Below are 22,717 nucleotides of genomic sequence, written 5' to 3' on the forward strand. Positions count from 1 at the left end.
ATATCGAGCTGGACGTCTTAGCGGAGAGCTTATCGAGCGCGAAAAAAAGCAGGCGTCAGGCCAGGCAGCTGCGAATATCCTCTCTGAGCTGAAGAACGACGGGGCTTTTTTATTCGTTACATGACGAGCGCCACGCGTTCCAGCTGAGACTGCATGCAATCGACAGAGCAGCCGGAGCCTTCGAGGCGCAGAAGAACCTCGGAGACCAGGTCCGATTTAACACCGTATCCGTGCGCGGAAAGGAAGGCTGTGACCATTTCCGCGGACTGCCAGGAGTCGAGGCCCGACTGCATCAGTTCCTGGCGCAAACGGGTCAGTTCTGCCGTGGAAAACTTTTCGATTCTTTCCGGATTCGGCATGATTGCTCCTCTGGCTGTTTAGAGATGGAAACGCTACCAAGCGAGTTGTATCACAGCCTTTTTCGATATCAACCTGTCTCTTTGGTAATGAAAGCACGGAAGCAATAAACACTTCCGTGCCACGAATTTCATTACCGCGCGAGAACTGCGTCGGGCTTCTCGACCGTCTGCTGGACCCGCTCTTCCGGAAAGTAGGCGTTGACCACGTACTGCTCGAGCATGCGCTGCGTGTTGAAGAACGAACCGTTGAGGGCAATGGTGGAACGCATGATGCGTCTCCACTGCTGCGGCTGGCTATAAAAGAGCGGTAGCAGGACACGTTCAAGGTGATCGTAGAGCGAACCGGCTTCATCGGCCTCGTCATCGTTGTCTTCGATAGCCCATCCGGTGACGCCCTCGATCCAGCCTTCGATCCACCAGCCATCAAGAATGCTGAGGCTAGGTACTCCGTTGAGCGCTGCCTTCATGCCACTGGTTCCAGAGGCTTCATAGGGCCGCTTGGGGGTATTGAGCCAGACGTCAACGCCGCTGGTCAGCAGCGCACCCAGCTCCCATTCGTAATTTTCGAGATAGATAATGCGAATCGCATCGGAATTGAGCTCTTTCGCCAGCTCGATGACGTGGCGAATCTTTGCCTTGCCAGGCTCGTCGGCGGGATGAGCCTTACCGCTGTAGAGAATCTGCAGGCCGCCCTGTTCGTGGGCGCAACGGACGAGGCGTTCAGGGTCTGTGAAGAGGAGATCTGCACGCTTGTACGTCGCGGCACGGCGGGCAAAGCCGATGGTGAAGACGTCGGCCTTCAAAGTGATTCCGGTGCGCTGCGCGACCGTGTCGATGAGGAGTTGCTTTGCCTGGGTATGAGCGCTTTCGATCTCCTCCTCGGAAATGTCGATGGCATAGCGAAGGGTGACGTTATCCTGCCGCCAGCGGGGCATGTGGCGGTCGAAGATGCTCTGGAAAGGTGCGGAAGTCCAGGTCGCTGCGTGTACGCCGTTGGTGATGGCGCTGATGTTGTACTCCGGAAACATTTCCCGGGAGACCTTGCCGTGCTGCATGGCTACGCCGTTCACAAATCGCGAGAAACGGAGGGCGATGTAAGTCATATTCAGCAGGCCTTCGTGCGTGCAGTCTTTCTTCTCAAGAAAAGAGGTGCGCTTATCGCCCAGAATACGGTGGGCCTGTTCGAGCGAGAAGCGATCGTGGCCGGCAGGCACGGGCGTATGCGTAGTGAAGACGCACTTCTGGCGGACGACGGCGATATCCTGATCGTTGGCTGTGGCCAGCGGCTGACCCTGTAACTGGTCTTCAAGCAGCGCCAGTGTAAGCAACGCGGCGTGACCCTCGTTCATGTGATAGACGGCAGCCTTGTAGTCCAGAGCGTCAAGGATTCGCACGCCGCCAATACCGAGGATGATTTCCTGACGGAGGCGATAGTCGCTATCGCCACCGTAAAGCCGATCCGTGAGGACGCGGTCGCGGGGGTCATTCTGGTCGAGGTCGGCATCGAGAAAATAGATCGCGATGCTGTGGCCGGTGACGCCGTGAAGGTCATAACGCCAGGCCCGAACTGCTACCGGGCGGCCTTCGATTTCGATGGTGATGACAGGCGCTTCCGGTGAGAGCCTCTCCTCGATATTCCAAGGCTGCGGCTCTTCGGTCTGAACGCCATTTGCATCGAGGTACTGGCGGAAATAGCCTTTGCGATGTGCCAGGGTTACAGCTGCCAGAGGCAGCCCCATGTCGGCAGCAGAACGCAGTGTGTCGCCGGCGAGGACGCCCAGTCCACCGCTGTAGGTAGGCATGTCCGGAGCTACTGCAATTTCCATGGAAAAGTAAGCAATGCGAGAGTTCTCGCTACAGGAAGAGATAGTAGTCAACAGGCTCATTCAACTCATTTCCCTGCGCACGCAACGGCCGATGAAAAGCCCGCTGACCGACAAGGGCGGCGCAGATGCAGTTGCCTTCGCCGGTCTTCTGAAGATAATTCGGCGTGGCAACCATGGGGATAGTGAAATCTTAACGGCGCACTTGCAATCTGAGTGAGGGAAATTTCCTCAGCTTATTACTTCGGGTTCAATTCGTGCCTGAATGTTCCACTTTGTGTGCGCCTGCCGACGCGCGGCTCATATAGATTTCGGGGCGGATACTTGTTTCTTTTTCATAGCCCTCCGCGATCCGGGAAGCAAACTGTTCGGCATAAATGGACTCCACCAGATTGACCGTGCAACCTCCAAATCCTCCGCCGGTGAGACGAGCGCCAATACAGCCTTCCAGTGGCAGGGCGAGCTGCACCATGATGTCGGCTTCGGGGCAGCTTGCCTCGAAATCGTCGCGATAGCTGGCGTGGGCTTCGGCCATCAGGCGGCCCAGTGTCTTCAGATCGCCGGCTTCAAGAGCATCGGCTGCGGCTACGGTGCGGACGTTTTCGGTCACGATGTGGCGGCAGCGCTTGAGCACGTTCGCGGGCATCTCGTGACCCCAGCGGTCAAGGTCTTCCATAGTAGCGTCCCGCAGAAAACGAATCTCGGGGCGGTGGCTATGGAGAATTGCTGTGCCTTCTTCCACTTCGGCGCGGCGGATTCCGTATTCGCCGCCGGCGTGCGAATGCTTGACCATGGTGTTGCAGATGACCAGGCTGAGGTGCTTTGGGATGGGAGCGAGGCGGAAATCGAGGCTGCGGCAATCGAGCAGCAGGGCTGAATCGGCGGCACCGCAGCAGGAGACGAACTGATCCATAATGCCGCAGGGCGCGCCGACGTAGTCGTTTTCAGCACGCTGGCAGAGCAGGGCGATCTTCGGCAACGGCAGGGTGGTTCGGGCAAGGTGCAGCATGGCCAGCATAGTGGCTACTTCAATCGATGCCGAAGAGCTGAGGCCAGCACCCAGGGGAACATTGCCTTCGAGCGTCAGGTGAAAGCCGGGAACGTTAATACCTTCCTGCTGCAGGATGGAAACGACGCCGAAGGGATAATCGCTCCAATGATGTGAACCCTGAGTGCCGATGTCTTGCATCTTGCGCTCGATTGTCTGGCCAAAATTTCTGGACAAAATTGTGCCATTCGCATCGTTGCTGGGCGAGATGGCAGCGACGGTGGCAAAGTCGATCGCTGCAGGCATGACGAAACCGTCTGCATAATCGGTATGCTCGCCGATGAGATTGACGCGACCCGGCGCGATGAAGACCGCGGGCTCATGGCCAAACCTTTCCTTATGGATTTTTCTGATACCGTTTACATCCAACATTCGCGCCAATCCCTTGCCAAAAAATTAAAAACCCGTGTTTACGATACACCACTTACCTGCAATTCGAGCGTCCAGTTATCTTCTGACTGTGGAGAAAGCCGGCGGGCACGGCCTTCCTGCATGGCTGTGGCGAGAGAATCGCCCTGAGCGGTGCATGGCTCAAGGGCAACGCAGTGCTGACGAACGCTCTGGTGCTCGGGCCAGCCGCCATAACAGAGCCATAATCCCAGATACGGAAGCTGCTTCGGATCGAATTGGAAGGCCACGCGGCGATTCAGGCGCTTGCGCTCAATCGCGCACCAGCCTTCGGCTGGAGAGTGCGTGAACAGCTTGTCTCCGATGCCATCTTCCGCGCCGCCAGCGATGCTGAGGTCGATGGCTTGTCTTGGGATCGTTGTTTGCGGCCATGTATGCTGCGTTCCCTGCTGGCCGAGGCGATTCTGGCCTGAGCCTTCGACTATGACGTCGGTCACGGAAGAAGGGAGAACGATGAGGTCGCCCTTCTCGACAGCAAATCCGGGGTGGGCTGACCAGAGATATTCCACCGAATCAGAGCCGCGGTTGCACACGCTGTAAGAGACACGGAGACGATTGTCGTCCAGCCGCAGGGTTTTGCGAAAGCTGAGCGGCAGGCTGAAGCCTTCGGCTGAAAGCGTGACTTCGCTGCCGCTTTGCGAGTCCACTACCCAGGGCACTTGCCAGAAATCGCCGTGATCAGGGACTACGACTTTGCCGGATGCGGTTTGCACTTCACAGCCTGCGACGGAAGGCAGGCATTCGTCCCATCCGCTGGCGTCGCCTGCGTCGAAATTCAAGTATCGAGTGCGCGGAGCATAGGGGCGGAGAGGTTGCTGCAGCAGTTCTTCGTTTTCGGGCAGGATTTGGATCGATCCGATTTTACCGCCAAGCGATGGCAGGACGGTCACGCGCAGAGCATGGCTTTCAAGTATCAGCTGCTCTATCGACGGATGGGATGACGCGCTGTCTCTCAACTTGTCCGATCCTGATTTTGCTGCCGCCGCTGTCATTTCCACCGGATATGACTCCTTCCGAATGTATGCGCTTTCATCAGGGATAACAGAAACTCCCTGCCAACAGCAATAGTCTGTTCAGCCTGTGCGCCGTATTCTTCAAATCTTTACGAGACCGGATTGATTAAACGTAAGTCTCGTCGATGTAACACCAGCGCCAGTCTTCGCCGCGCTCGGCCGATTGCATGATGGGGTGCTGGGTGGCATGGAAATGCGCTGTCGCGTGGCGATTCTTCGACGAGTCGCAGCAGCCGACGTGGCCGCATTCGAGGCACATACGCAGGTGCACCCAGCTGTCGCCTGTCTTCAGGCACTCTTCGCAGCCCTTGCTGCCGGGCTTTACCTTCTTTACGTGGTCTTTGACGTGAGTACAGGCTGTTTGCGGCATTTCATCTCCATGATTTGCGATTAGACGCTCTTTGCTAATCCACGCTTCGCCTGGATTTCAATGTACACGTTGATGAGGGAGAGCGCAGCCGGGGTGACGCCGGGGATGCGGCTCGCCTGCCCGATGGTCTGGGGACGGACGCGCAGGAGCTTCTCCTGCATCTCGCGGGAGAGGCCGCTGACGTTCTTGTAGTCGAACCAGTCGGGGATGGCACGCTCTTCGGCCTTCTTGAGCTTCTCGATGGCCTTCTTCTGTTGGTCGAGATAGCCGGAGTATTTGATCTCGGTTTCGACGGATTTGAGCTCGTTGCGGACTTGCGCGGATAAGACCGGGCCTGAAGGCCCTTTTTCGGTGGCCGCTGGATTCACCGGCCTAAAGGCCGGTGCTTCTATCGAGCCTTGCTGCGCAAGACTTACGGAAACTGCAGGTTCCTCGACTGCGCCGCTATACGGCTTCGCTCGGAATGACAATTCGTCAGCGTTTGCGAGCCAAGCGGCGAAGAGCGTGCTCTCGGAGGCGGTCAGTTCTTCGCGGATCACCGGGAAGAGCAGATCGATGGTCACTTCAGGGCGCTTGAGCAGTTGCGCATAGGTCTGCCCGGCGATGTTGCCTAGTTGCCCGGCAAGTTCAGGCAGGAGCGCTTGCAGGCGTTCGACGTTGGTCTTCTTCGTAGCGAGAAGCTTTTCCAGCGCTACGGCGCGGGCTTGCTTCTGCTCGTAGTCGGTCCAGGCTTCATCGGCGATGAGGCCGAGGCGGCGGCCGTGCGGCGTGAGGCGGCGGTCGGCGTTGTCGATGCGGAGATGGAGGCGGAACTCTGCGCGCGAGGTGAACATGCGGTAGGGCTCGTTGGTGCCCTTGCTGATGAGGTCGTCGATGAGGATGCCGGTGTAGGCTTCGGTGCGGTCGAGGGTGAATGGCGCTTCGCCCTTGACATAAAGGGCGGCGTTGATTCCGGCCATCAGGCCCTGGCAGGCGGCTTCTTCATAGCCGGAGGTTCCGTTGATCTGTCCGGCAAGATAGAGGCCTTGGAACTGCTTTACGCGCAGGCTCCGGTCGAGTTCGGTAGGGTCGATGGCGTCGTACTCAATGGCGTAGCCGGGGCGCAGCATCTCGGCGTTCTCGAGGCCGGGAATGGAGTGGACGATCTCCCACTGGACTTCCATCGGCAGCGAGGTGGACATGCCGTTGACGTAGACTTCGTGCGTGTTGAGGCCTTCGGGTTCGAGGAAGAACTGGTGCTGCTCCTTGTCGGGGAACTTGACGACTTTGTCCTCGATCGAGGGGCAGTAGCGCGGGCCGGTCGCGGTGATCTGGCCGGAGTACATGGGCGAACGCATGACGTTCTCGCGGATCAAACGTAGCGTTTCCGGCGTTGTGTGCGCGATATGGCAGGAGATCTGGCGCTGCTTGATCTCTTTGGTGCGGAAGCTGAAGGGCGTCGGATCTTTGTCTCCAGGCTGCTCTTCGAACTGCTTCCAGTTAATCGTGCGGCCGTCGAGACGCGGCGGTGTTCCGGTCTTCAGGCGGCAGCCGCGCAGGCCGAGGCGCTTCAGTGCTTCGCCTAACAGGACCGATGGCGGTTCGCCGCTTCGGCCTGCGGGGTAGTTCTCTTCGCCGCAGTGGATGAGGCCGTTGAGGAATGTTCCGGTGGTGATCACGACTGCGCCTGCGTGCACGATGCGGTTGTCGCGGAGTTTTACGCCGATGATGCGGAGTGAAGGATGCGCTTCGCGCAACTGAGACGCAGCTTGCGCTGCGGGTCCTTCGACTGCGACGCGCTCATGCGCGTCTCCGCTCAGGATGACATCGGTTGGTGGAACTGCAGGTCCCTCCGCTTCGGTCGGGATGACAATTCCGTTTATTCCATCTGCATTTGCGGGAGCGAAAACAACATCCGCGACTTCGGCTTGTTTGATGAACAAATTTGGCTGCGATTCGAGCATTTCGCGCATTTTTACGCGGTATTGCTGCTTGTCGCATTGCGCTCGGGGCGACCATACGGCCGGGCCGCGGGAGGTGTTCAGCAGGCGGAACTGGATGCCGACCGCATCCGCCATTTCGCCCATGATGCCGCCCAAAGCGTCGACTTCGCGGACGAGATGGCCTTTGGCAATGCCGCCGATGGCGGGGTTGCAGGACATCTGCGCGATGAGGTCGAGGTTCAGCGTGAACAGGGCTGTGCGCAGGCCCATGCGGGCCGCCGCCATGGCCGCTTCGCAGCCGGCGTGTCCGGCTCCGACGACGACTACATCGTACTGTTCGGTGAATGGCATAACTGTCCAGCTTTATTCTAGCTGGTTGGTGGTGTCGGCGGGGTGACTACCCCCTCCCCCTCCGGGGGATCTATCTTTTGTGTATTTTCAAACACTTAGCGGGGCATCATCCCCCGCTATCCCACTGATATGACGTGGTTTAGATGGTTTCTAGTGTTTTCAATCACTTAGCGGGGGTCTGCGTCCCAAATATTCCCGGGCCTGAAGGCCCTTTTGAAATTGTCTTGGTCACCGGGCTAAAGCCCGGTGCTTCTACCCGGTCTTGCCTTCGTCACCAAACTAACGCCCGTGCTTCTCACTAGACCAAAGCCCAAGTGTTTCCACCTGTTCTTACGTTTGTTGCCGGGCTAAAGGCCGATGCTTCCACCCTGTTTATTGGTCCTATATTCAGGATATCAATTTTGTGCGAAATACTCTGCCAAGTTTTTTACGGCGGTAAGTGATTTTATGCGTTTCACTTAGGCGATTTATGAGGCGCACAGGGGGCTTGACAAGAAATTTCACAAATCTGCCCGGACCTAACTTCGTGGAGGCGATGCCGGGATTTTTATTGCAAAGAAAATGCGGCAGCCGAAGCTGCCGCATGGTTGGAGAGCGTTTCAGCGACTAGAACTCAAAGCGCACGGCTACCTGCACCTGACGCGGGCTGTATGCGTAGTTGCTGTTTACGTTTGTTACCGATGCAAACGATGGGTTGTAGGTCAGCGGAGTGGTGTAAGTCTGCGGACCGGTGTAACCCTTGGCCGAGACGGCCGGCGTGGAGCTGCCGAACGTGTAACCAAGAGTGTTCACGCTGGTCGTATTCTCGTGATTGAAGACGTTGAAGCACTCCGCGATGAGCTGCAGGGTGTACTTTTCGTGGAATTGGATATCCTTCTGACCGCGAAGGTCGAAGACCTCGGCACGGCGATAGTTGAAGGTATTTCTGCCTAAGACAGGGATATAGGCCGGGCTTCCACCCGCTCCATTCCATCCGGTACTGGGTGAAGTGCCGTTGGGGTAGCTGCTGGTCGTCAGGCTGTAAGGAAGTCCATTCTGCAACTGAACGAGCGGATTGAGTCTCCAACCATCGAGCAGATAGCTCTCCCAACCCTGGAACTGGTTCGGATACTTTACGACAGCGTAAGCCACGAAACGATTGGGAACGTTGAAGTTGGAGTTTCCATATTGCGAGGCTTCGCTGGAGTTGGGATCGAGCGGCTGATTCGCGGATGCCTGCGTGGACTGGTTCTGGTTGAAGTCCAGTGAGTGCGACCAGGTGTAGCTGGCATCGAAGGTCACGTAGCGCGAGGTCTGGTTGTTGATCTCGGCCACGAGAGCGTTGTAGCTGGCGTTAATGTTGCTGACCACGTCTGTAATTGCGGCGAAGTTCGGATTGGCATAGCCGTTGTAGACCTTTGCCGCATAGGTGCTTCCACAAGCCAGAGGTCCGCAGCTGCCATTGCTGGCGGCCTGAATCGTGTAATTGACCGTGGTGTAGCCATCGCCATTGTTGGTGTTGTTGTCAGGGGCAGCCGTGTTGACCAGATTGGTGTTCACGAAGTTGGTCAGCTCGCGGCTCTGCGTGCCGAGATAGCTCAGTGAGAATACCGTCTGCGGCCCGAACTGCTGCTGCAGGGTCAGGTCATACTCCATGGCCTGCGGATTCTGCAGATGCTTGTCGAGATACTGAACGCTGGCTGCGGCGAGGGCCGTCGGCGAGTAGTTGGAAGGAAGAATCGATGGGAACTGCGGGCCAGCCTGGTAGTTTCTGAAGCTCGAAGAGAACTGAGCGTTCGGTGAGCCTGTCTGAGAGTAGGCGGTGAGCAGGATCGCGTTGGGGATGCGGCCGTAGTACATGCCGAAGCCACCGCGTAGTACGGTTGTGCCTTTTCCGTAGACGTTCCAAGCGAAGCCGGCACGCGGGCCGAAGTTATTTTTGTCATCCGGATGCTGGAGCATCTCCGGAATCGAAGTATAGGACCCGACGGGTTGCTGCAGGTTTTTGTAAGGACCCGGGATGCTCTGGAAGTCATAACGCAACCCGAGGTTAAGCGTGAGGTTCGGCAGAATCTTCCAGTCATCCTGCCCGAAGAAGCCGTAATCGACGGTGCTCAGGTTGAAGGTGGACTGGCCGAAGTTCTGACTGAAGGACGAGTAGCAAGGCAGCGTTCCGACGTTGTACTCGTTGGCGCTCGATCCGCAGGTGCCGCTCGGCTTGGCCTGGTCGGCAAAGAAGTTGCCCAGATATGTATAGGTGAAATCGCCGTTCGGGCTGCTTGCGGCAAGACCCAGACTGTTAATGAGATCGAAATTGTGGACGACGTCGACACCGAACTTGAGCGAGTGCTGATTACGAATCCAGCTCACAGTGTCGGCAATCTGCCACTTGCGCTCGTCAGGATACGCGGGACGGAACGCGTAGTACTGGACGCCGCTGCTGAAGCCGTTCGAGCTTTGCAGAGAGATGGTGGGAGGCAAGCCCTGGAAGGAGGTTGAGTTCACGAACTGTGCATCATAGGCGCTGACAGGCTGTGAGTTTTCATCGTTCAACTCGCGGCCATACTGATAGCGAAGCTCGTTAGCGATGGTTGGAGTCAGCACCGAATCAAGCTTAGCCAGACCGTAGTCGAGCTTTACGAAGTCGTTGCCGAAACCATCGATGCCGTAGGTGTTTGTGGCCTGGGTCTGCACGCCGCCGGGTGAATCCCAGCGCAAGCGGTTGTAGATGAAGCTGGCGTGATTCTTTCCGTTGATCTGCCAGTCAATCTTCGGCATGTTGATGGTCTGGTCGCCGGTGCGGTGCACGGGGCCGAGGTTTGTGGCGACTGCGGCGAGGTCAGTGTTGTAGAGGCTGACGGCGGCCGAGTAGCTCGACAGGCCAAGACGCGCCTGGAGTACGCAAGCCTGTGCATCGACGGGGTTCGAAGGAGCAGTCTTGCCTTGCGAGGAGATGATGGTGGCGCAGTCATAGCCGCCGGGAATATTTGGATCGGGCGCCTGAAAGAATGCGCCGGGATTGGAAGCTACTGCAGTGCCGGGGAAGTTACGGCGATAGCCGTCATAGGCGTAGAACCAGAAGAGCTTGTCCTTGATGAGCGGACCGCCCACGCCAAGGCCCCACTGCTTACGCCAGTCTTTCGGCTTGTACTGAATGGTGTTGGTGGTGCCGCTAGCTGCGTCGAAAGTGGTCAGCTTGGTGAAGGGGTTCTTCGCGCCCCAGTCATTGTCGCGGTCATAGAAGTAAAGCTGACCGTGAATCTGGTTTGTGCCGCTCTTGGTGACGGAGTTGATGACACCGCCGAGGGCGCGTCCATATTCGGCGGAGTAGACGCCGGTGTTTACCTGGAACTCCTGCACGGCAACCTGCGGCGTGGAGTAGCCTTCACGGGTGCGGCCACGCTCTTCAGAGAAGTAAGCCTGATTGTCGTCGGCGCCATCGATCTGGACATTATTCAGCAACGGGCTGATGCCGCGAATGCTGAGAAGTCCGAAGCCGTTTGAATCGGCTACGACACCCGGCGTCAACAGCGTGAGATCGGACCAGCGGCGGCCGTTGATGGGCAGGTTGTTGATGGTGGTCAGAGACAGATTGGAAGAAAAGTCAGGCGATTCGGTGTTGATGATGGGCGCTGCGCCGGAGACGGTGACGGTGCTCGAAACAGCGCCTACGGTCAGATGCGGCTGCAGGGTGGTGAGCTGGCCGACACCTACGACGACCGAAGTCAGGCGGAGATCATTGAATCCTGACGCGGAAACGGAGACGGTGTAGGTGCCGGGCGGCAGAAGCGGGGCCTTGAAGTAGCCGCTTTCATCTGCGGTTACGTCGAATTCGGCATTGGTGCCGTCGTTGTGAATCTTGACGGCGGCATTGCTGACGACTGAGCTGTTGGCATCGAGGACTGTGCCTGCGATTGCGCCTTCTGTGGTGCTTTGCGCTGAGACCGCGATGGTTGCGGCGAAGGCAAGGCAGAGCACAAGGGTGAGGCGACGCCAGAAACGTTGCATCATGTCTGACACTCCTTAAAAAGTAAAACTTTTGCGTTCTTGAACGCCCTTCTGAGAAGGCGTACCTGTGTGCCGCATTCCGACGCTCAAAGGGGAGAAGGTTGAGCATAATAAGCCGGGAGCAGCCAGTATTAGATTCCCATGGATACGTTACAACTTTATAAACGGGTCTCTTCTTTGTTCTTTGTTCCATAAAGATAGCAAGCTTTCGTACATGCAGGTAAAGCAGGATTTATTTCTTCGCGCATTTTCGGGCTGTTCACTTATGGACATCGCTCTGCATTTCCAGACAACCGGTTCGCTGGATTCTCGAAAAAGAACTGTTAATCGACTGAAAAGAATACGGTAAGATCGCATCAACTGCGGCGTTCAGCTGCAGATTCCGCCATTCATCGAGTGCTCTATGGGAACCCTTTCTCTTGATTTGAAATTTGCTCTTCGCCAGCTGCGCAAGAGTCCCGGCTTTACCGTAACGGCTGTGCTCATGCTGGCCTTCGGTATTGGGGCGACGACGGCGATCTTTTCGATTGTGAATGGCGTGCTGCTGCGGCCGCTGCCCTTTCCGGAGCCGGACCGCCTGGTGGTGCTCGCCGATAAGCTTCAGGGCTTCCACGTAAATAATGGCAACAGTGAAGTGGGAGTGACCGCTCCGGATATTCGTGCGTACACGCGCGATACACATTCATTCGAGAGCATGGGCGGATACCAGTTTGCGTCCTATGAGTTGTCGGGCTCGGGCGAACCGGCTTTCCTGACCGGTGCCCGCATGACGGCGGGCGTCTTTCCGGCCTTGCGCGTGGCGCCTTTGATGGGCCGTTTTTTTACGGTGCAGGAGGATGAGCAGAACCAGCAGGTGGTGATGCTGAGCTATTCCGTGTGGCAGGAGCGTTTCCATGGGGATCCGCATATTCTGGGCACGAAAGTTCTGCTGGATCGAAAGCCATATGTGGTGATTGGCGTAATGCCGCGGAATTTTGAGTTTCCGCTACAGGCCGGTCAGTTGAACCGTGTACAGCTCTGGGTGCCGATGAGCTTTCAGCAGGACGAACTTACGCGCGGAGCTGCTTCATGGAGCTACCAGACGGTAGGGCGGCTGCGGCATGGGGTCACTGCGGCGCAGGCACAGAGCGATGCGGAGCGGGTGGCGCAGGACATTATGCGGAGCTATCCGGCGTTTATGGCGAGTCTGCGTATCAGTTCGTCGGTGCGTCCGTTGCATGAAGAGACGATAGAAGACGCTAAACCGCTGGTGCGGACATTATTTCTGGCGGTCGCGGTGGTGCTGCTGATTGCATGCGCGAACCTGGCAGGGTTGCTGCTTGTGCGGGCGATTCGCAGGCAGCGCGAGATGGCGGTGCGGCAGGCGCTGGGCGCTCCGGCATCGGCGCTGGTGCGGCAGACTTTGATGGAGAGCCTGCTGTTGAGCGTGAGCGGTGGCGTGCTGGGAGTTGTGCTGGCAGGAGTGGCGCTGCAGCTGGGCAAAGGATTGCTGCCGGAGAGTCTGCCGCGCATCGATGAGATCGGGTTGGACTGGATGGTGGTTGTATTTGCGCTCGGCCTGGCGATTTTGACGGGAGTGCTGTGCGGGCTGGCTCCGGCATTTGCGGCGTTGCGCACGAATGTAAACGAGACGCTGAAAGAGGGCGGACGCAGCGGATCGGCGGGCGGCGTCCATGCGCGTTTGCGCTCGGCACTGGTGGTGGCGGAGATTGCAGTTGCGCTGGTGCTGCTTACCGCGTCCGGGCTGCTGTTGCGCAGCTTTGAGAAGATGCGCGCGGTGAATCTTGGCTACGATCCTGAGCATGTGACGACTGCTTCGTATTCCCTGCCGCAGAAACAGTATTCGACGCAGGCGCAGGTGGACACTTTCGATAAGGAGTTGCTGCGGAGGATGCGGCAGATTCCGGGGGCGAAATATGCGGCGCTGGTCAGCATGCTACCCGCGTCGAACCACAATAACAATCAGGCTTTTATTCCCGAAGGATATGTGCCGCAGGGCAATAATCTGAATCTGGCCACGAGCGCGGTGGTAGTGGGCGATTACTTCGAGAGTATGGGCATTCCGCTGGTGCGGGGGAGGTTCTTTACCGAAGCGGACCAAGCGACGACGCAGCTGGTGGTCATTGTGAACCGTAAACTTGCCGACCATTACTGGCCGGGGCAAAGCCCCGTCGGCAAGCGGCTGCACATTGGCACGCAGGATATGCAGATGCCGTGGCTGACGATTGTGGGCGAGGTGGACGATGTGAAGCTGAGCTCGCCGGACGAAGAGACGAAGGCCCAGTTTTATTTTCCGGTGACACAAATGGAAACGGATATTGGCTCGCTTGCTTCACCCAATGATCTCAATGGCAATGGCGGTTACCTCGTACTGCGCAGCATGCTTCCGCCGGAGCACATGGAGAATGCACTGCGGCAGACGGTGCAGTCGATCGATCCGCAACTACCCCTGACAGAAGTGCAGACGATGGTGCAGGCGGTTTCGGAAAGCGAAGCGCCGCGACGCTTCAACACTGCGGTGATCACGAGCTTTGCCTTTGCGGCGGTGGTGCTGGCGGTGCTCGGCATCTACAGCGTAATCGCCTTCTCTGTGGCCTCGCGTGTATCGGAGATGGCTATTCGGATGGCGCTTGGATCGCAGCGTTCAGGGATTATCCAGCTGGTGCTCATTTCTGCCGGAAAGCTGGCTGCGATTGGCTGCGTGATTGGATTGTTGGGCGCTGCGGGGGCTTCAGGACTGCTGAGGTCTTTCCTCTTCAATGTCAGCCCGTTCGATCCGATGGTGATGATCCTGGCTGCGTTGTGCGTGCTGGTGCTTGCGCTGGCGGCATCGGCATTACCAGCGATGCGGGCGGCGGCCATCGATCCGATGAAGGCTCTGCGCTCGGAGTAAAAGTCATCTCCTCTTGCATTCCCATAGGAGTCGTGCCATGATTCCTATGGCGAACCAAGAGGAGTAGAAGCATGGGCGAAAAAGCCGACGTCTGGCAAGGCACGCTGGCGTTGATGGTTTTGAAGACGCTGGAGACGATGGGCGCGCAGCACGGATATGGCATTGCGCGACGCATTGAGCAGGTGAGCGACAATCAGCTGTCGTTGAATTATGGAACCCTATACCCGGCGCTGTTGAAGCTGGAGCAGGAGGGAGCCATCGCCTCGGAGTGGGGCGTCTCAGAAAACAACCGTAAGGCAAAGTTCTACAAGCTGACGCGCGCCGGCAGAAAGCAGCTGGAGCGCGAAGCGAAAGGCTGGGAGCAGACCAAGGCGATTGTTGCGCGCTTTCTTTCGCCGGCCGAGGAGGCGTGATGCGAAAGCTGAGAGCCTTGTGGATGCGGCTGCGCGGCATGTTTGCTGGTGCGGCAGCGGAGGACGAACTTTCTGCTGAGCTGGAAAGTCATCTCCAGATGCACATCGAGGACAACCTGCGCTCCGGCATGACAGCGGAGGAAGCGCGGCGGCAGGCGCTGATTCAGCTCGGCGGTTTCGAACAATCCAAGCAGGCCTACCGCGAGCGGCGGGGACTGCCGTGGTTAGAAACACTGGGGCAGGATCTTCGATTCGGGATGCGCGTCTTGCGCAAGAGTCCCGGCTTTACGACGATTGCCGTGCTGACGCTTGCGCTGGGTATCGGCGCGAATACGGCAATCTTCTCCGTAGTGAAGGCTGTGTTGCTGGCTCCGCTGCCTTACAAAGATCCGGGGCGGATTGTCGCGGTGTGGACCGCGAACGCCGCGCGAGGCGGTCAGCCGCTACCAAGCACAGCCGCTGATTTCGCTATCTGGAAGCAGCGAAGCGGTGTCTTCGAAGATCTGGCGCCATCGTACGACAACGAGATGACATTGACCGGACAGGGCGCGCCGCAATTTTTGATTGGGTATGCGGTCGCAGCGAATTATCTTCGGATTCTCGGCGTCGCTCCACAGATCGGGCGGCTCTATACCGATCAGGAAGACAGGCCTGGCGGTCCCAAAGTGGTGCTGTTGAGCGATCACCTGTGGAGGACTACATTTCATTCCGACCCAAACATCACGGGCAGGGCGATCACGCTGGACGGACGGTCTTATACCGCGTTGGGCGTGATGCCGCGCGGATTCAACTATCCGCAGTCGGTTGAGATATGGATACCGAGCGCCATCGAACCTTCGGCCTTTGACGATTTCAATCACACGTATGTGCGCATCCTTGGGCGGCTCAAGCCGAACGTGACTTTGGCACAGGCGCAGGTGGCGGTCAATGCGCTTGAAGCACAAGTAGCCAGCGCGCATCCGGACACGGACAGCGGTAATCGTGTTGTCCTCGTCCCGTTGCGAGAGCAGTTGAATGGAGACATTCGCAAACCGCTGCTGATTCTTATGGGCGCGGTTGGACTTGTGCTGTTGATTGCCTGTGCGAACACGGCAGGCCTGGCGCTGGCGCGCAATGCTGAGCGGCAGAGAGAAATCTCAGTCCGGCTCGCGCTGGGAGCGACTCGTAAGCGATTGCTGCGGCAATTTGCAACAGAAAGCTGCCTCTTGGCGACGATTGGCGGTGGACTCGGGATATTGCTGGCAATGGCAGGATCACATTTCCTGCTGACACTTTTCCCGAACGATGTATCGAACCTGAATATTCCGACTGTGACCAGCATTCCGATCGATCGCGGCGTGATTTTATTTGCGTTCACGGTGACTGTCGCTGCTGCGCTTTTGTTCGGAACAGCGCCGGTACTGCGCGCGCTGCAGGTGGAAGCGGATGGCGTGATGAAAGAATCTGGACGCGGAATGACGGCGAGCCGCCGCTCGAACCGGCTGCGGAGTGCCGTTGTTGTCTGCGAGATCGCTTTATCCCTGATGCTGCTGACTGGCGCAGGGCTGGTCGTTGCGAGTTTTCAGAAGGTCGTAAATGCGGACCTTGGATTTCAGCCGGATCACCTTCTCTCCTTAGAGTTGTTTCTGCCGCCGGATCGCTATCCGCGCGAAGATCGGACGAGAACGCGCACATTTGTGGAACAAGTTGTGAAAAAGCTGGAGACGACGCCGGGTGTTGCATCGGCTGCAGCTACGAATTACCTGCCGCTGAGCGGCTTCTGGGGCACAACGAATTTTCTGCTTCGCGGACAGGCGCAGCCGAAGGATGGGCAGGCTCCGGAAGCGGACAATCGCACGATCACGCCGAATTATTTGCGCACTATGAAGATTCCGCTATTAAGTGGACGCGACTTTACCGACGCTGATCGCGATGGGACCATGCACGTCGCGATGATTAACCAGACATTCGCGAAGCAGTATTTCAAGGACAAAGACCCGGTGGGCCAGGAACTGAACCTGGGAAGCATGGAGCAGCCCAACTGGTGCGTCATCGTAGGCGTGACCGGCGACGTGAAGGCGTTCGGGCAGGATCAGCCAACGCATGCAGATATATACCAGCCATTCGATCAGCAGCCATATCCGATTGTTGCTTTCACGCTTCGTACGCGAACAGATCCGGCGGCGATGGTGAAGGCTGCCGAACAGGTTTTGTGGAGCGTCGATCCCGAACTGCCTGTGTTCAAGGCTATACCGATGGAGCTGCTGGCCGATCAGAGCTTGGCCGTGCGTCGCGCAAGCTCAGTGCTGATTCTGGCGTTCTCTGTGCTCGCGCTGGTGCTGGCATGCATTGGGATTTACGGAGTCATGGCTTATGCAGTGGCACAGCGCACGCAGGAAATTGGCGTAAGGATGGCGTTTGGAGCGCGGCGTTCGGATGTATTGCGGCTGATCATGAGTTTTGGCGCGAGGCTGGCGCTGTTGGGCATAGCTATTGGGCTGGCTGGCGCGTTGGGATTCACTCGCTTGCTTGCGAGCCTGTTGTTCGAAGTCAATGCGATGGACCCGGTGATATTTTCTGCTGCCGCAGCTTTGCTGGTACTGATTTTGATCTTTGCATGCTATGTACCGGCGCGGCGTGCGGCCTCAATTCAACCGACAGAAGCGCTGCGCGCTGAATAGGAGGCGTGATGAAGAAGCTCAGAGCGCTATGGATGCGACTTGGTGGTGTCTTCAGCGCTCGCCAGGAGAACGACGAGTTCGATGCGGAGATTGCAAGCCATCTGCAGATGCACATCGATGACAACCTGCGCGCTGGGATGCCTCCGGCGCTGGCGCGGCGCGATGCGCTGGTGAAGCTGGGAGGTGTGGAGCAGACGCGGCAGGCGTACCGCGAACGGCGGGGACTGCCGTGGCTAGAAACACTGGGACAGGACCTTCGCTTCGGGCTGCGTGTCTTGCGGAAGAGTCCTGGCTTTACGACGATTGCCGTGCTGACGCTTGCGCTGGGTATCGGCGCGAATACGACGATCTTCTCGATCGTGAATGCGGTACTGCTGAATCCGCTGCCGTTTCCGCGCGCGGAGCAGCTGGTGGTGCTGCACGAACGCAAGCCTAACTTCGATCACGGCTCGATATCGTATCCAAACTTTCTCGACTGGCGGCAGGATAATCACACGTTTTCGTCGATGGCGACCTCGCGCGGATATTACTTCAGCCTCACAGGAGCGGGGCCGGCGGAGCAGCTCGACGGTCAATTCATGACCTCGGATTTCTTCGAGACCCTGCAAGTCAAGCCGATGCTGGGGCGAACGTTTACCCGGGCGGAAGAGCAGCCAGGCGCGGCTCCGGTAGTGTTGATCAGCCAGGGGCTGTGGCAACGGAAATTTGGCTCGTCGCCGGATGTGCTGGGAAAAGGGATTGCTCTCGAAGGAAGGGCCTACACCATTGTTGGAGTGATTCCGGCGAGCTTTCATTTCTCCGGCGGGATTCTGCCCAGCCGGGATGTTTACGTGCCGATGGGGCAGTGGGCGAATCCATCGCTCACGGATCGCGCTTCTGGAATGGGAATGCGCGGAATTGCCAGGTTGAAGCCCGGAGTGACCATCGAGCAGGCCAATGCCGATATGGAGCGGGTGACGCGGGATCTCGAATTGGCCTATCCCGCTGCGGATAAGGGCATCGGGGCAAAACTGGTTCCCTTGAAAGAACAGATGGTGGGGGATGTGCGGCCTTTCCTGCTGGTTCTGCTGGTGGCGGTGGGATTAGTGTTGTTGATTGCCTGCGTGAACGTTGCCAGCTTGATGCTGGCGCGCTCGACGGGACGGATGCGGGAGTTCGCTGTACGCACGGCGTTGGGAGCGAGCCGCAAGCGGGTGATTCGGCAACTGCTGACTGAGAGCCTGCTTGTCGCTGCTGCTGCCGGTGTGCTGGGACTTGGACTGTCAGTCGCGGGTACACATGCCGGACTCAAACTTCTGCCGGAGGCCCTGCCGCGCGGAGAAGAGATTGGCATGGATTTGCATGTCCTGCTCTTCACCATGACAGTTTCGCTGCTGGCTGGCGTGGTGTTTGGATGGATGCCGGCACTGAAGACATCGCAGGCCGATCCGCAATCGGCGCTTAAAGAAGGCGGGCGCGGGATGAGCGGGATACGCCATCGGGCGCAGAGCATTTTTGTTGCTGCGGAGATGGCGATGGCGCTGGTGCTGCTGATTGGCGCGGGCCTGATGCTGCGCAGCCTGACGCGGCTCTGGAATGTCGATCCCGGCTTCGATCCGCACCAGGTGCTGACCTTTGGCTACACACTTCCGCCTTCACTACTGCACAGCAGCCCCGATGCCATTCGCGCCGCATACCATGAATTCGAGGAGAGGCTGACGGCGACGCCGGGAGTGAGAGCGGTTTCGCAGTCGTGGGGCAGCCTTCCCATGAGCGACGAAGATGACGAGGATATGTTCTGGATGGCAGGGCAGCCGAAGCCAGCCGACGACAGCGGGATGAACTGGGCGCTCACCTATGTTGTCAGTCCCGATTACCTGAAGATGATGAAGATCCCTCTGCGGCGCGGGCGTTTTTTCAATACCCATGACGATATGAGATCGCCAATGGTAGCTGTGATCGATGATGCATTTGCCCACAAGTTTTTTCCGAATGAAGACCCCATCGGCAAACGGATTGTATTGAAGAGCGGCGCACGCGAAGTAGAAATTGTCGGCATTATTGGGCATGTGAAGCAGTGGGGGCTGGATACAGACGACACGTATCCACTACGCGCGGAGCTATATTCGCCGTGGACGCAGGTACAGGATAGCTTTGTGCAGCGTGCTCCATCGGGAATCAGCGCGGTCGTGCAATTCAACGGCTCCGCAGCGAACGCATCTGCCACAATTCGGCGGGCCATCGGGCAGATGAGCAATGAACAAATCATTTATGACATGCAGACGATGGAAAGCCTCATCTCAGACTCGCTGGCACAACAACGCTTTGTGATGATCCTGTTGGGGACATTTGCTGCCGTGGCCCTGCTGCTCGCCAGCGTGGGTATTTATGGGGTGATTGCCTACGTGGCAGGACAGCGCACGCAGGAGATTGGCGTGCGGATGGCTCTGGGTGCGCAGCGAACGGACGTGGTGCGCATGGTGCTGCTGGAAGGGATGCGGCCTGCCCTCTTCGGGATCGTGGTGGGAGCGGTTGCGGCGATAGGGTTAACACGATTCCTGGTGAAGATGCTTTACGGCGTCAGCCCGACGGATCCTCTGATTTTTTCCGGCCTTGCGCTGATGCTGGCACTGGTTGCGGTGGCGGCATGTTATCTGCCGGCACGGCGTGCGGCTTCGGTCGATCCCATGCAGGCCCTGCGCGCTGAATAGGAGGGCGTGATGAAGAAGCTGAGAGTGTTATGGATGCGGCTTGGCGGTGTTTTCAGCGTTCGCCAGGAGAACGACGAATTCGATGCGGAGATTGCGAGTCATCTACAGATGCACATTGATGACAACCAGCGCGCTGGAATGAGTCCGGTTGAGGCGCGGCGCGATGCACTGGTGAAGCTGGGAGGCGTGGAGCAGACGCGGCAGGCGTATCGCGAGCGGCGAGGACTGCCGTGGATGGAGACGCTGGCGCAGGATTTTCGCTTTGCGCTGCGCATGCTGGCGAAGAGCCCTGGTTTTACTGCGGTGGCGATTGCGACGCTGGCGCTCGGCGTGGGCGCGAATACCGCACTGTTTTCCGTCGTGAATGGCGTACTGCTTCATCCTTTGCCGTATCCGCATGCGGAGGAGCTGGTGACGGTGCATGCCAGCAAGCAGAACTTCGCCGAAGGATCGATTTCGTATCTCAATTTTCGCGATTGGCAGCGCGATAACACGACGCTGGCGGCACTGGCGGTTTCGCGCGGCACAGGATTCAGCCTGACTGGCATGGGCGATGCGGAAGAGATGCGGGGCGAGCTGGTGTCGTCGGATTTCTTTCCGCTGCTGGGCGTGAAGCCGGTGATTGGGCGGCTGTTTGCTCCGCACGAGGATGAGATAGGACGCGAGCCGTTGGCGATGATCAGCGAAGGCTTCTGGCAGCGGAAATTTGGATCGCGGCCCGATGCTTTGGGCAAAGTGCTGACGCTGGACGGGCGTAACTACACGATTGTCGGAGTGCTGCCTGCGAATTTCAGCCTTGCGGTCGGGAATTTTCGCGCGGCGGATATCTACGTGCCGATTGGGCAGTTTCGCAATCCGGCGCTGAATGAGCGGGCGGCTGGACTGGGTATTCATGGTATTGCGCGGCTTAAGCCGCGGGTGACGTTTGAGCAGGCGCAGGCCGATATGCAGCAGGTTTCCGAGCGGCTGGAGCGGGAATATCCGGAAGAAGATAAGGACATTCGCGCGAAGCTGATTCCTTTTCAATATGCGATGGTGCGCGATGTGAAGCCACTGCTACTGATTCTGATGGGCGCGGTGGGCTTTGTGCTGCTGATTGCATGCGTCAATATTGCCAACCTGTTGCTGGTGCGGTCGAATGCGCGGGCGCAGGAATTTGCACTGCGTTCGGCGCTGGGCGCGAGGCGCGGGCGGCTGCTACGCCAGCTGTTGACGGAGAGCCTGATGCTCTCGCTTGCGGGAGGACTGCTCGGGCTGCTGCTGGCCTCGTGGGGGACGCGGGTCATCCTGCAGCTGCTGCCGCAGGCAATGCCGCGTGCGGCTGATGTGCATATGAGCGGGACAGTGCTTGGCTTTACGCTGCTGGTTTCTCTGGCGGCTGGGACCCTCTTTGGACTGATGCCGGGGCTGAAGCTCTTCCGGCAGGATTTGCAGGGCGCGCTGAAAGATGGCGGACGCGGCACCAGCGGAGCACGGCAGAGAACGCAGAACTGGCTGGTGATCTTCCAGATGGCGACGACGCTGGTGCTGCTGGCTGGGGCGGGGCTGATGATTCGGAGCCTGGAAAAACTTTCGCGGGTGGATACCGGCTTCCAGCCGCATGGCGTGATGACGTTTGGGATGGAAGCTTCGCCTTCACTGATGGGAGCAGGGCAGGATGCAACGCGGGCGTATCTACGCGAGGCCCATGCGAGGATCGCGGCCGCTCCCGGTGTGGAGGCGGTGTCGTTCTCGTGGGCGGCGCTGCCGATGAACTCGGATGACGAACAGCTTTTCTGGCTTGAGGGCGAGCCGAAGCCGCAGAACGAGAATGCGATGCACTGGGCGATTCGCTACCTGGTAGAGCCGGGATACCTGAAGGCGATGGGTATTCCGCTGCTGAAGGGACGCTTTCTTGCAGAGGGCGATGACGAACATGCGCCGCGCGCCGTGGTGATCGACGATGTGTTTGCGAAGAAGTTTTTCGGCAATGAGGATCCGATCGGCAAGCGCGTGTTTCTGGAGCAATTTGATGATGCGGCCACGGTGGTTGGCGTGGTGGGGCATGTGAACCAGTGGGGACTTGATAACGATGCTGTCAATCCGCTGCGGGCGGAACTGTACCAGGCGATGATGCAGATGCCGGAGCAGCAGCTGGGCCTGGTGCCGATGGGCATGGATGTTGTTGTTCGTTCGAAGTACGACCCGACTACGGCTTTTCAGGGCGTGCGCAAAGCGATTACGCAGATGAATCACGAGCAGGTGGTCTATAACCCGCAGACGATGGATTCTGTGATTGGAGATACGCTGGCTGGACGGCGGTTCTCGATGATTCTGCTGGCTGCGTTTGCCGGAACGGCGCTGCTACTGGCGAGCATTGGGATGTATGGGGTGATCTCGTACCTGGTGGCGCAGCATGCGCGCGAGATTGGAGTGCGGATGGCTCTGGGGGCTGACCGGGGAGATGTTTTTCGCTGGGTGCTGACGCGTGGCGGCAGGTTGGCGGCATGGGGAGCGCTGACCGGGGTGGTAGCGGCGCTCGGGCTGACGCAGGTGATGGCGCGCTTCTCATCGCTGCTTTATGGGGTACATGCCTACGACCCGTGGACGCTGGCGGGAGTGATCCTATTATTGATGGCTGTGGCGCTGGCGGCGTGCTATCTGCCGGCCCGAAGGGCGATGCGCATCGATCCCATGCGGGTTCTGCGGACCGAATAAGCGGATGGAAAATTGGTGCGTCTAACAGGTGCGCCGGGCGCCGGTTCGGATCTGCGCATCGCCGTTTTTGCGCCGCGCAGATA

At 58.4% G+C, this 22,717-nt stretch carries 12 protein-coding genes; 5 read left to right on the forward strand and 7 right to left on the reverse strand.

The window, feature by feature from the left end:
• Positions 1 to 116: 116 nt before the first annotated feature.
• The 7 genes from GSQ86_RS03545 to GSQ86_RS03575 form a co-directional block, all read right to left on the reverse strand.
• The gene (locus GSQ86_RS03545) at positions 117 to 359 is read right to left on the reverse strand and encodes a hypothetical protein (protein WP_158748588.1); all 243 of its coding nucleotides are present in this window, start codon (positions 357 to 359) and stop codon (positions 117 to 119) included.
• A gap of 131 nt (positions 360 to 490) precedes the next feature.
• Positions 491 to 2,245: an alpha-glucan family phosphorylase gene (glgP, locus tag GSQ86_RS03550; RefSeq protein WP_158748589.1), complete on the reverse strand. Its 1,755-nt coding sequence runs from the start codon at positions 2,243 to 2,245 to the stop codon at positions 491 to 493.
• 187 nt (positions 2,246 to 2,432) lie between these two features.
• Positions 2,433 to 3,602 (reverse strand): galactokinase, encoded by a 1,170-nt coding sequence (gene galK / locus GSQ86_RS03555; protein ID WP_158748590.1) that lies wholly within the window; start codon positions 3,600 to 3,602, stop codon positions 2,433 to 2,435.
• A 38-nt stretch (positions 3,603 to 3,640) separates the two neighbouring features.
• Positions 3,641 to 4,630, reverse strand: a complete 990-nt coding sequence (locus GSQ86_RS03560) for an aldose epimerase (protein ID WP_216840996.1) — start codon at positions 4,628 to 4,630, stop codon at positions 3,641 to 3,643.
• Positions 4,631 to 4,757: 127 nt separating this feature from the next.
• The gene (locus GSQ86_RS03565; protein ID WP_158748592.1) at positions 4,758 to 5,021 is read right to left on the reverse strand and encodes a UBP-type zinc finger domain-containing protein; all 264 of its coding nucleotides are present in this window, start codon (positions 5,019 to 5,021) and stop codon (positions 4,758 to 4,760) included.
• Between the two features lie 20 nt (positions 5,022 to 5,041).
• The gene (gene mnmG / locus GSQ86_RS03570) at positions 5,042 to 7,294 is read right to left on the reverse strand and encodes a tRNA uridine-5-carboxymethylaminomethyl(34) synthesis enzyme MnmG (RefSeq protein WP_158748593.1); all 2,253 of its coding nucleotides are present in this window, start codon (positions 7,292 to 7,294) and stop codon (positions 5,042 to 5,044) included.
• A gap of 606 nt (positions 7,295 to 7,900) precedes the next feature.
• Complete coding sequence (locus GSQ86_RS03575) at positions 7,901 to 11,284, reverse strand: TonB-dependent receptor (RefSeq protein ID WP_158748594.1); 3,384 nt, start codon at positions 11,282 to 11,284, stop codon at positions 7,901 to 7,903.
• A 400-nt stretch (positions 11,285 to 11,684) separates the two neighbouring features.
• Between GSQ86_RS03575 and GSQ86_RS03580 the strand changes: the two genes are divergently transcribed.
• From GSQ86_RS03580 to GSQ86_RS03600, 5 genes are all read left to right on the forward strand, one after another.
• Positions 11,685 to 14,174: an ABC transporter permease gene (locus tag GSQ86_RS03580; protein ID WP_158748595.1), complete on the forward strand. Its 2,490-nt coding sequence runs from the start codon at positions 11,685 to 11,687 to the stop codon at positions 14,172 to 14,174.
• A 71-nt stretch (positions 14,175 to 14,245) separates the two neighbouring features.
• Positions 14,246 to 14,587, forward strand: a complete 342-nt coding sequence (locus GSQ86_RS03585) for a PadR family transcriptional regulator (protein ID WP_158748596.1) — start codon at positions 14,246 to 14,248, stop codon at positions 14,585 to 14,587.
• Entirely contained in the window at positions 14,587 to 17,247 is a 2,661-nt protein-coding gene (locus tag GSQ86_RS03590) for an ABC transporter permease (protein ID WP_254062107.1), read from the forward strand. Before GSQ86_RS03585 ends, GSQ86_RS03590 begins: the two co-directional genes overlap by 1 nt.
• 8 nt (positions 17,248 to 17,255) lie before the next feature.
• Entirely contained in the window at positions 17,256 to 19,937 is a 2,682-nt protein-coding gene (locus tag GSQ86_RS03595; protein ID WP_158748597.1) for an ABC transporter permease, read from the forward strand.
• A gap of 9 nt (positions 19,938 to 19,946) precedes the next feature.
• Positions 19,947 to 22,634, forward strand: coding sequence for an ABC transporter permease (locus GSQ86_RS03600; protein ID WP_158748598.1), 2,688 nt, complete (start codon positions 19,947 to 19,949; stop codon positions 22,632 to 22,634).
• The last annotated feature ends 83 nt before the right edge of the window (positions 22,635 to 22,717 follow it).

Origin of the sequence: Acidobacterium sp. S8 (genome assembly GCF_009765985.1) — a bacterium.
GTDB lineage: Bacteria > Acidobacteriota > Terriglobia > Terriglobales > Acidobacteriaceae > Alloacidobacterium.

What these genes read in the sequence shown, in the direction of transcription:
- GSQ86_RS03600 (WP_158748598.1), top strand. Translation starts at nt 19,947, where the DNA reads ATGAAGAAGCTGAGAGTGTTATGGATGCGGCTTGGCGGTGTTTTCAGC.
- GSQ86_RS03575 (WP_158748594.1), bottom strand. Translation starts at nt 11,284, where the DNA reads ATGATGCAACGTTTCTGGCGTCGCCTCACCCTTGTGCTCTGCCTTGCC.
- GSQ86_RS03565 (WP_158748592.1), bottom strand. Translation starts at nt 5,021, where the DNA reads ATGCCGCAAACAGCCTGTACTCACGTCAAAGACCACGTAAAGAAGGTA.
- GSQ86_RS03580 (WP_158748595.1), top strand. Translation starts at nt 11,685, where the DNA reads ATGGGAACCCTTTCTCTTGATTTGAAATTTGCTCTTCGCCAGCTGCGC.
- galK (WP_158748590.1), bottom strand. Translation starts at nt 3,602, where the DNA reads ATGTTGGATGTAAACGGTATCAGAAAAATCCATAAGGAAAGGTTTGGC.
- GSQ86_RS03585 (WP_158748596.1), top strand. Translation starts at nt 14,246, where the DNA reads ATGGGCGAAAAAGCCGACGTCTGGCAAGGCACGCTGGCGTTGATGGTT.
- GSQ86_RS03545 (WP_158748588.1), bottom strand. Translation starts at nt 359, where the DNA reads ATGCCGAATCCGGAAAGAATCGAAAAGTTTTCCACGGCAGAACTGACC.
- glgP (WP_158748589.1), bottom strand. Translation starts at nt 2,245, where the DNA reads ATGAGCCTGTTGACTACTATCTCTTCCTGTAGCGAGAACTCTCGCATT.
- GSQ86_RS03595 (WP_158748597.1), top strand. Translation starts at nt 17,256, where the DNA reads ATGAAGAAGCTCAGAGCGCTATGGATGCGACTTGGTGGTGTCTTCAGC.
- GSQ86_RS03560 (WP_216840996.1), bottom strand. Translation starts at nt 4,630, where the DNA reads ATGACAGCGGCGGCAGCAAAATCAGGATCGGACAAGTTGAGAGACAGC.
- mnmG (WP_158748593.1), bottom strand. Translation starts at nt 7,294, where the DNA reads ATGCCATTCACCGAACAGTACGATGTAGTCGTCGTCGGAGCCGGACAC.
- GSQ86_RS03590 (WP_254062107.1), top strand. Translation starts at nt 14,587, where the DNA reads ATGCGAAAGCTGAGAGCCTTGTGGATGCGGCTGCGCGGCATGTTTGCT.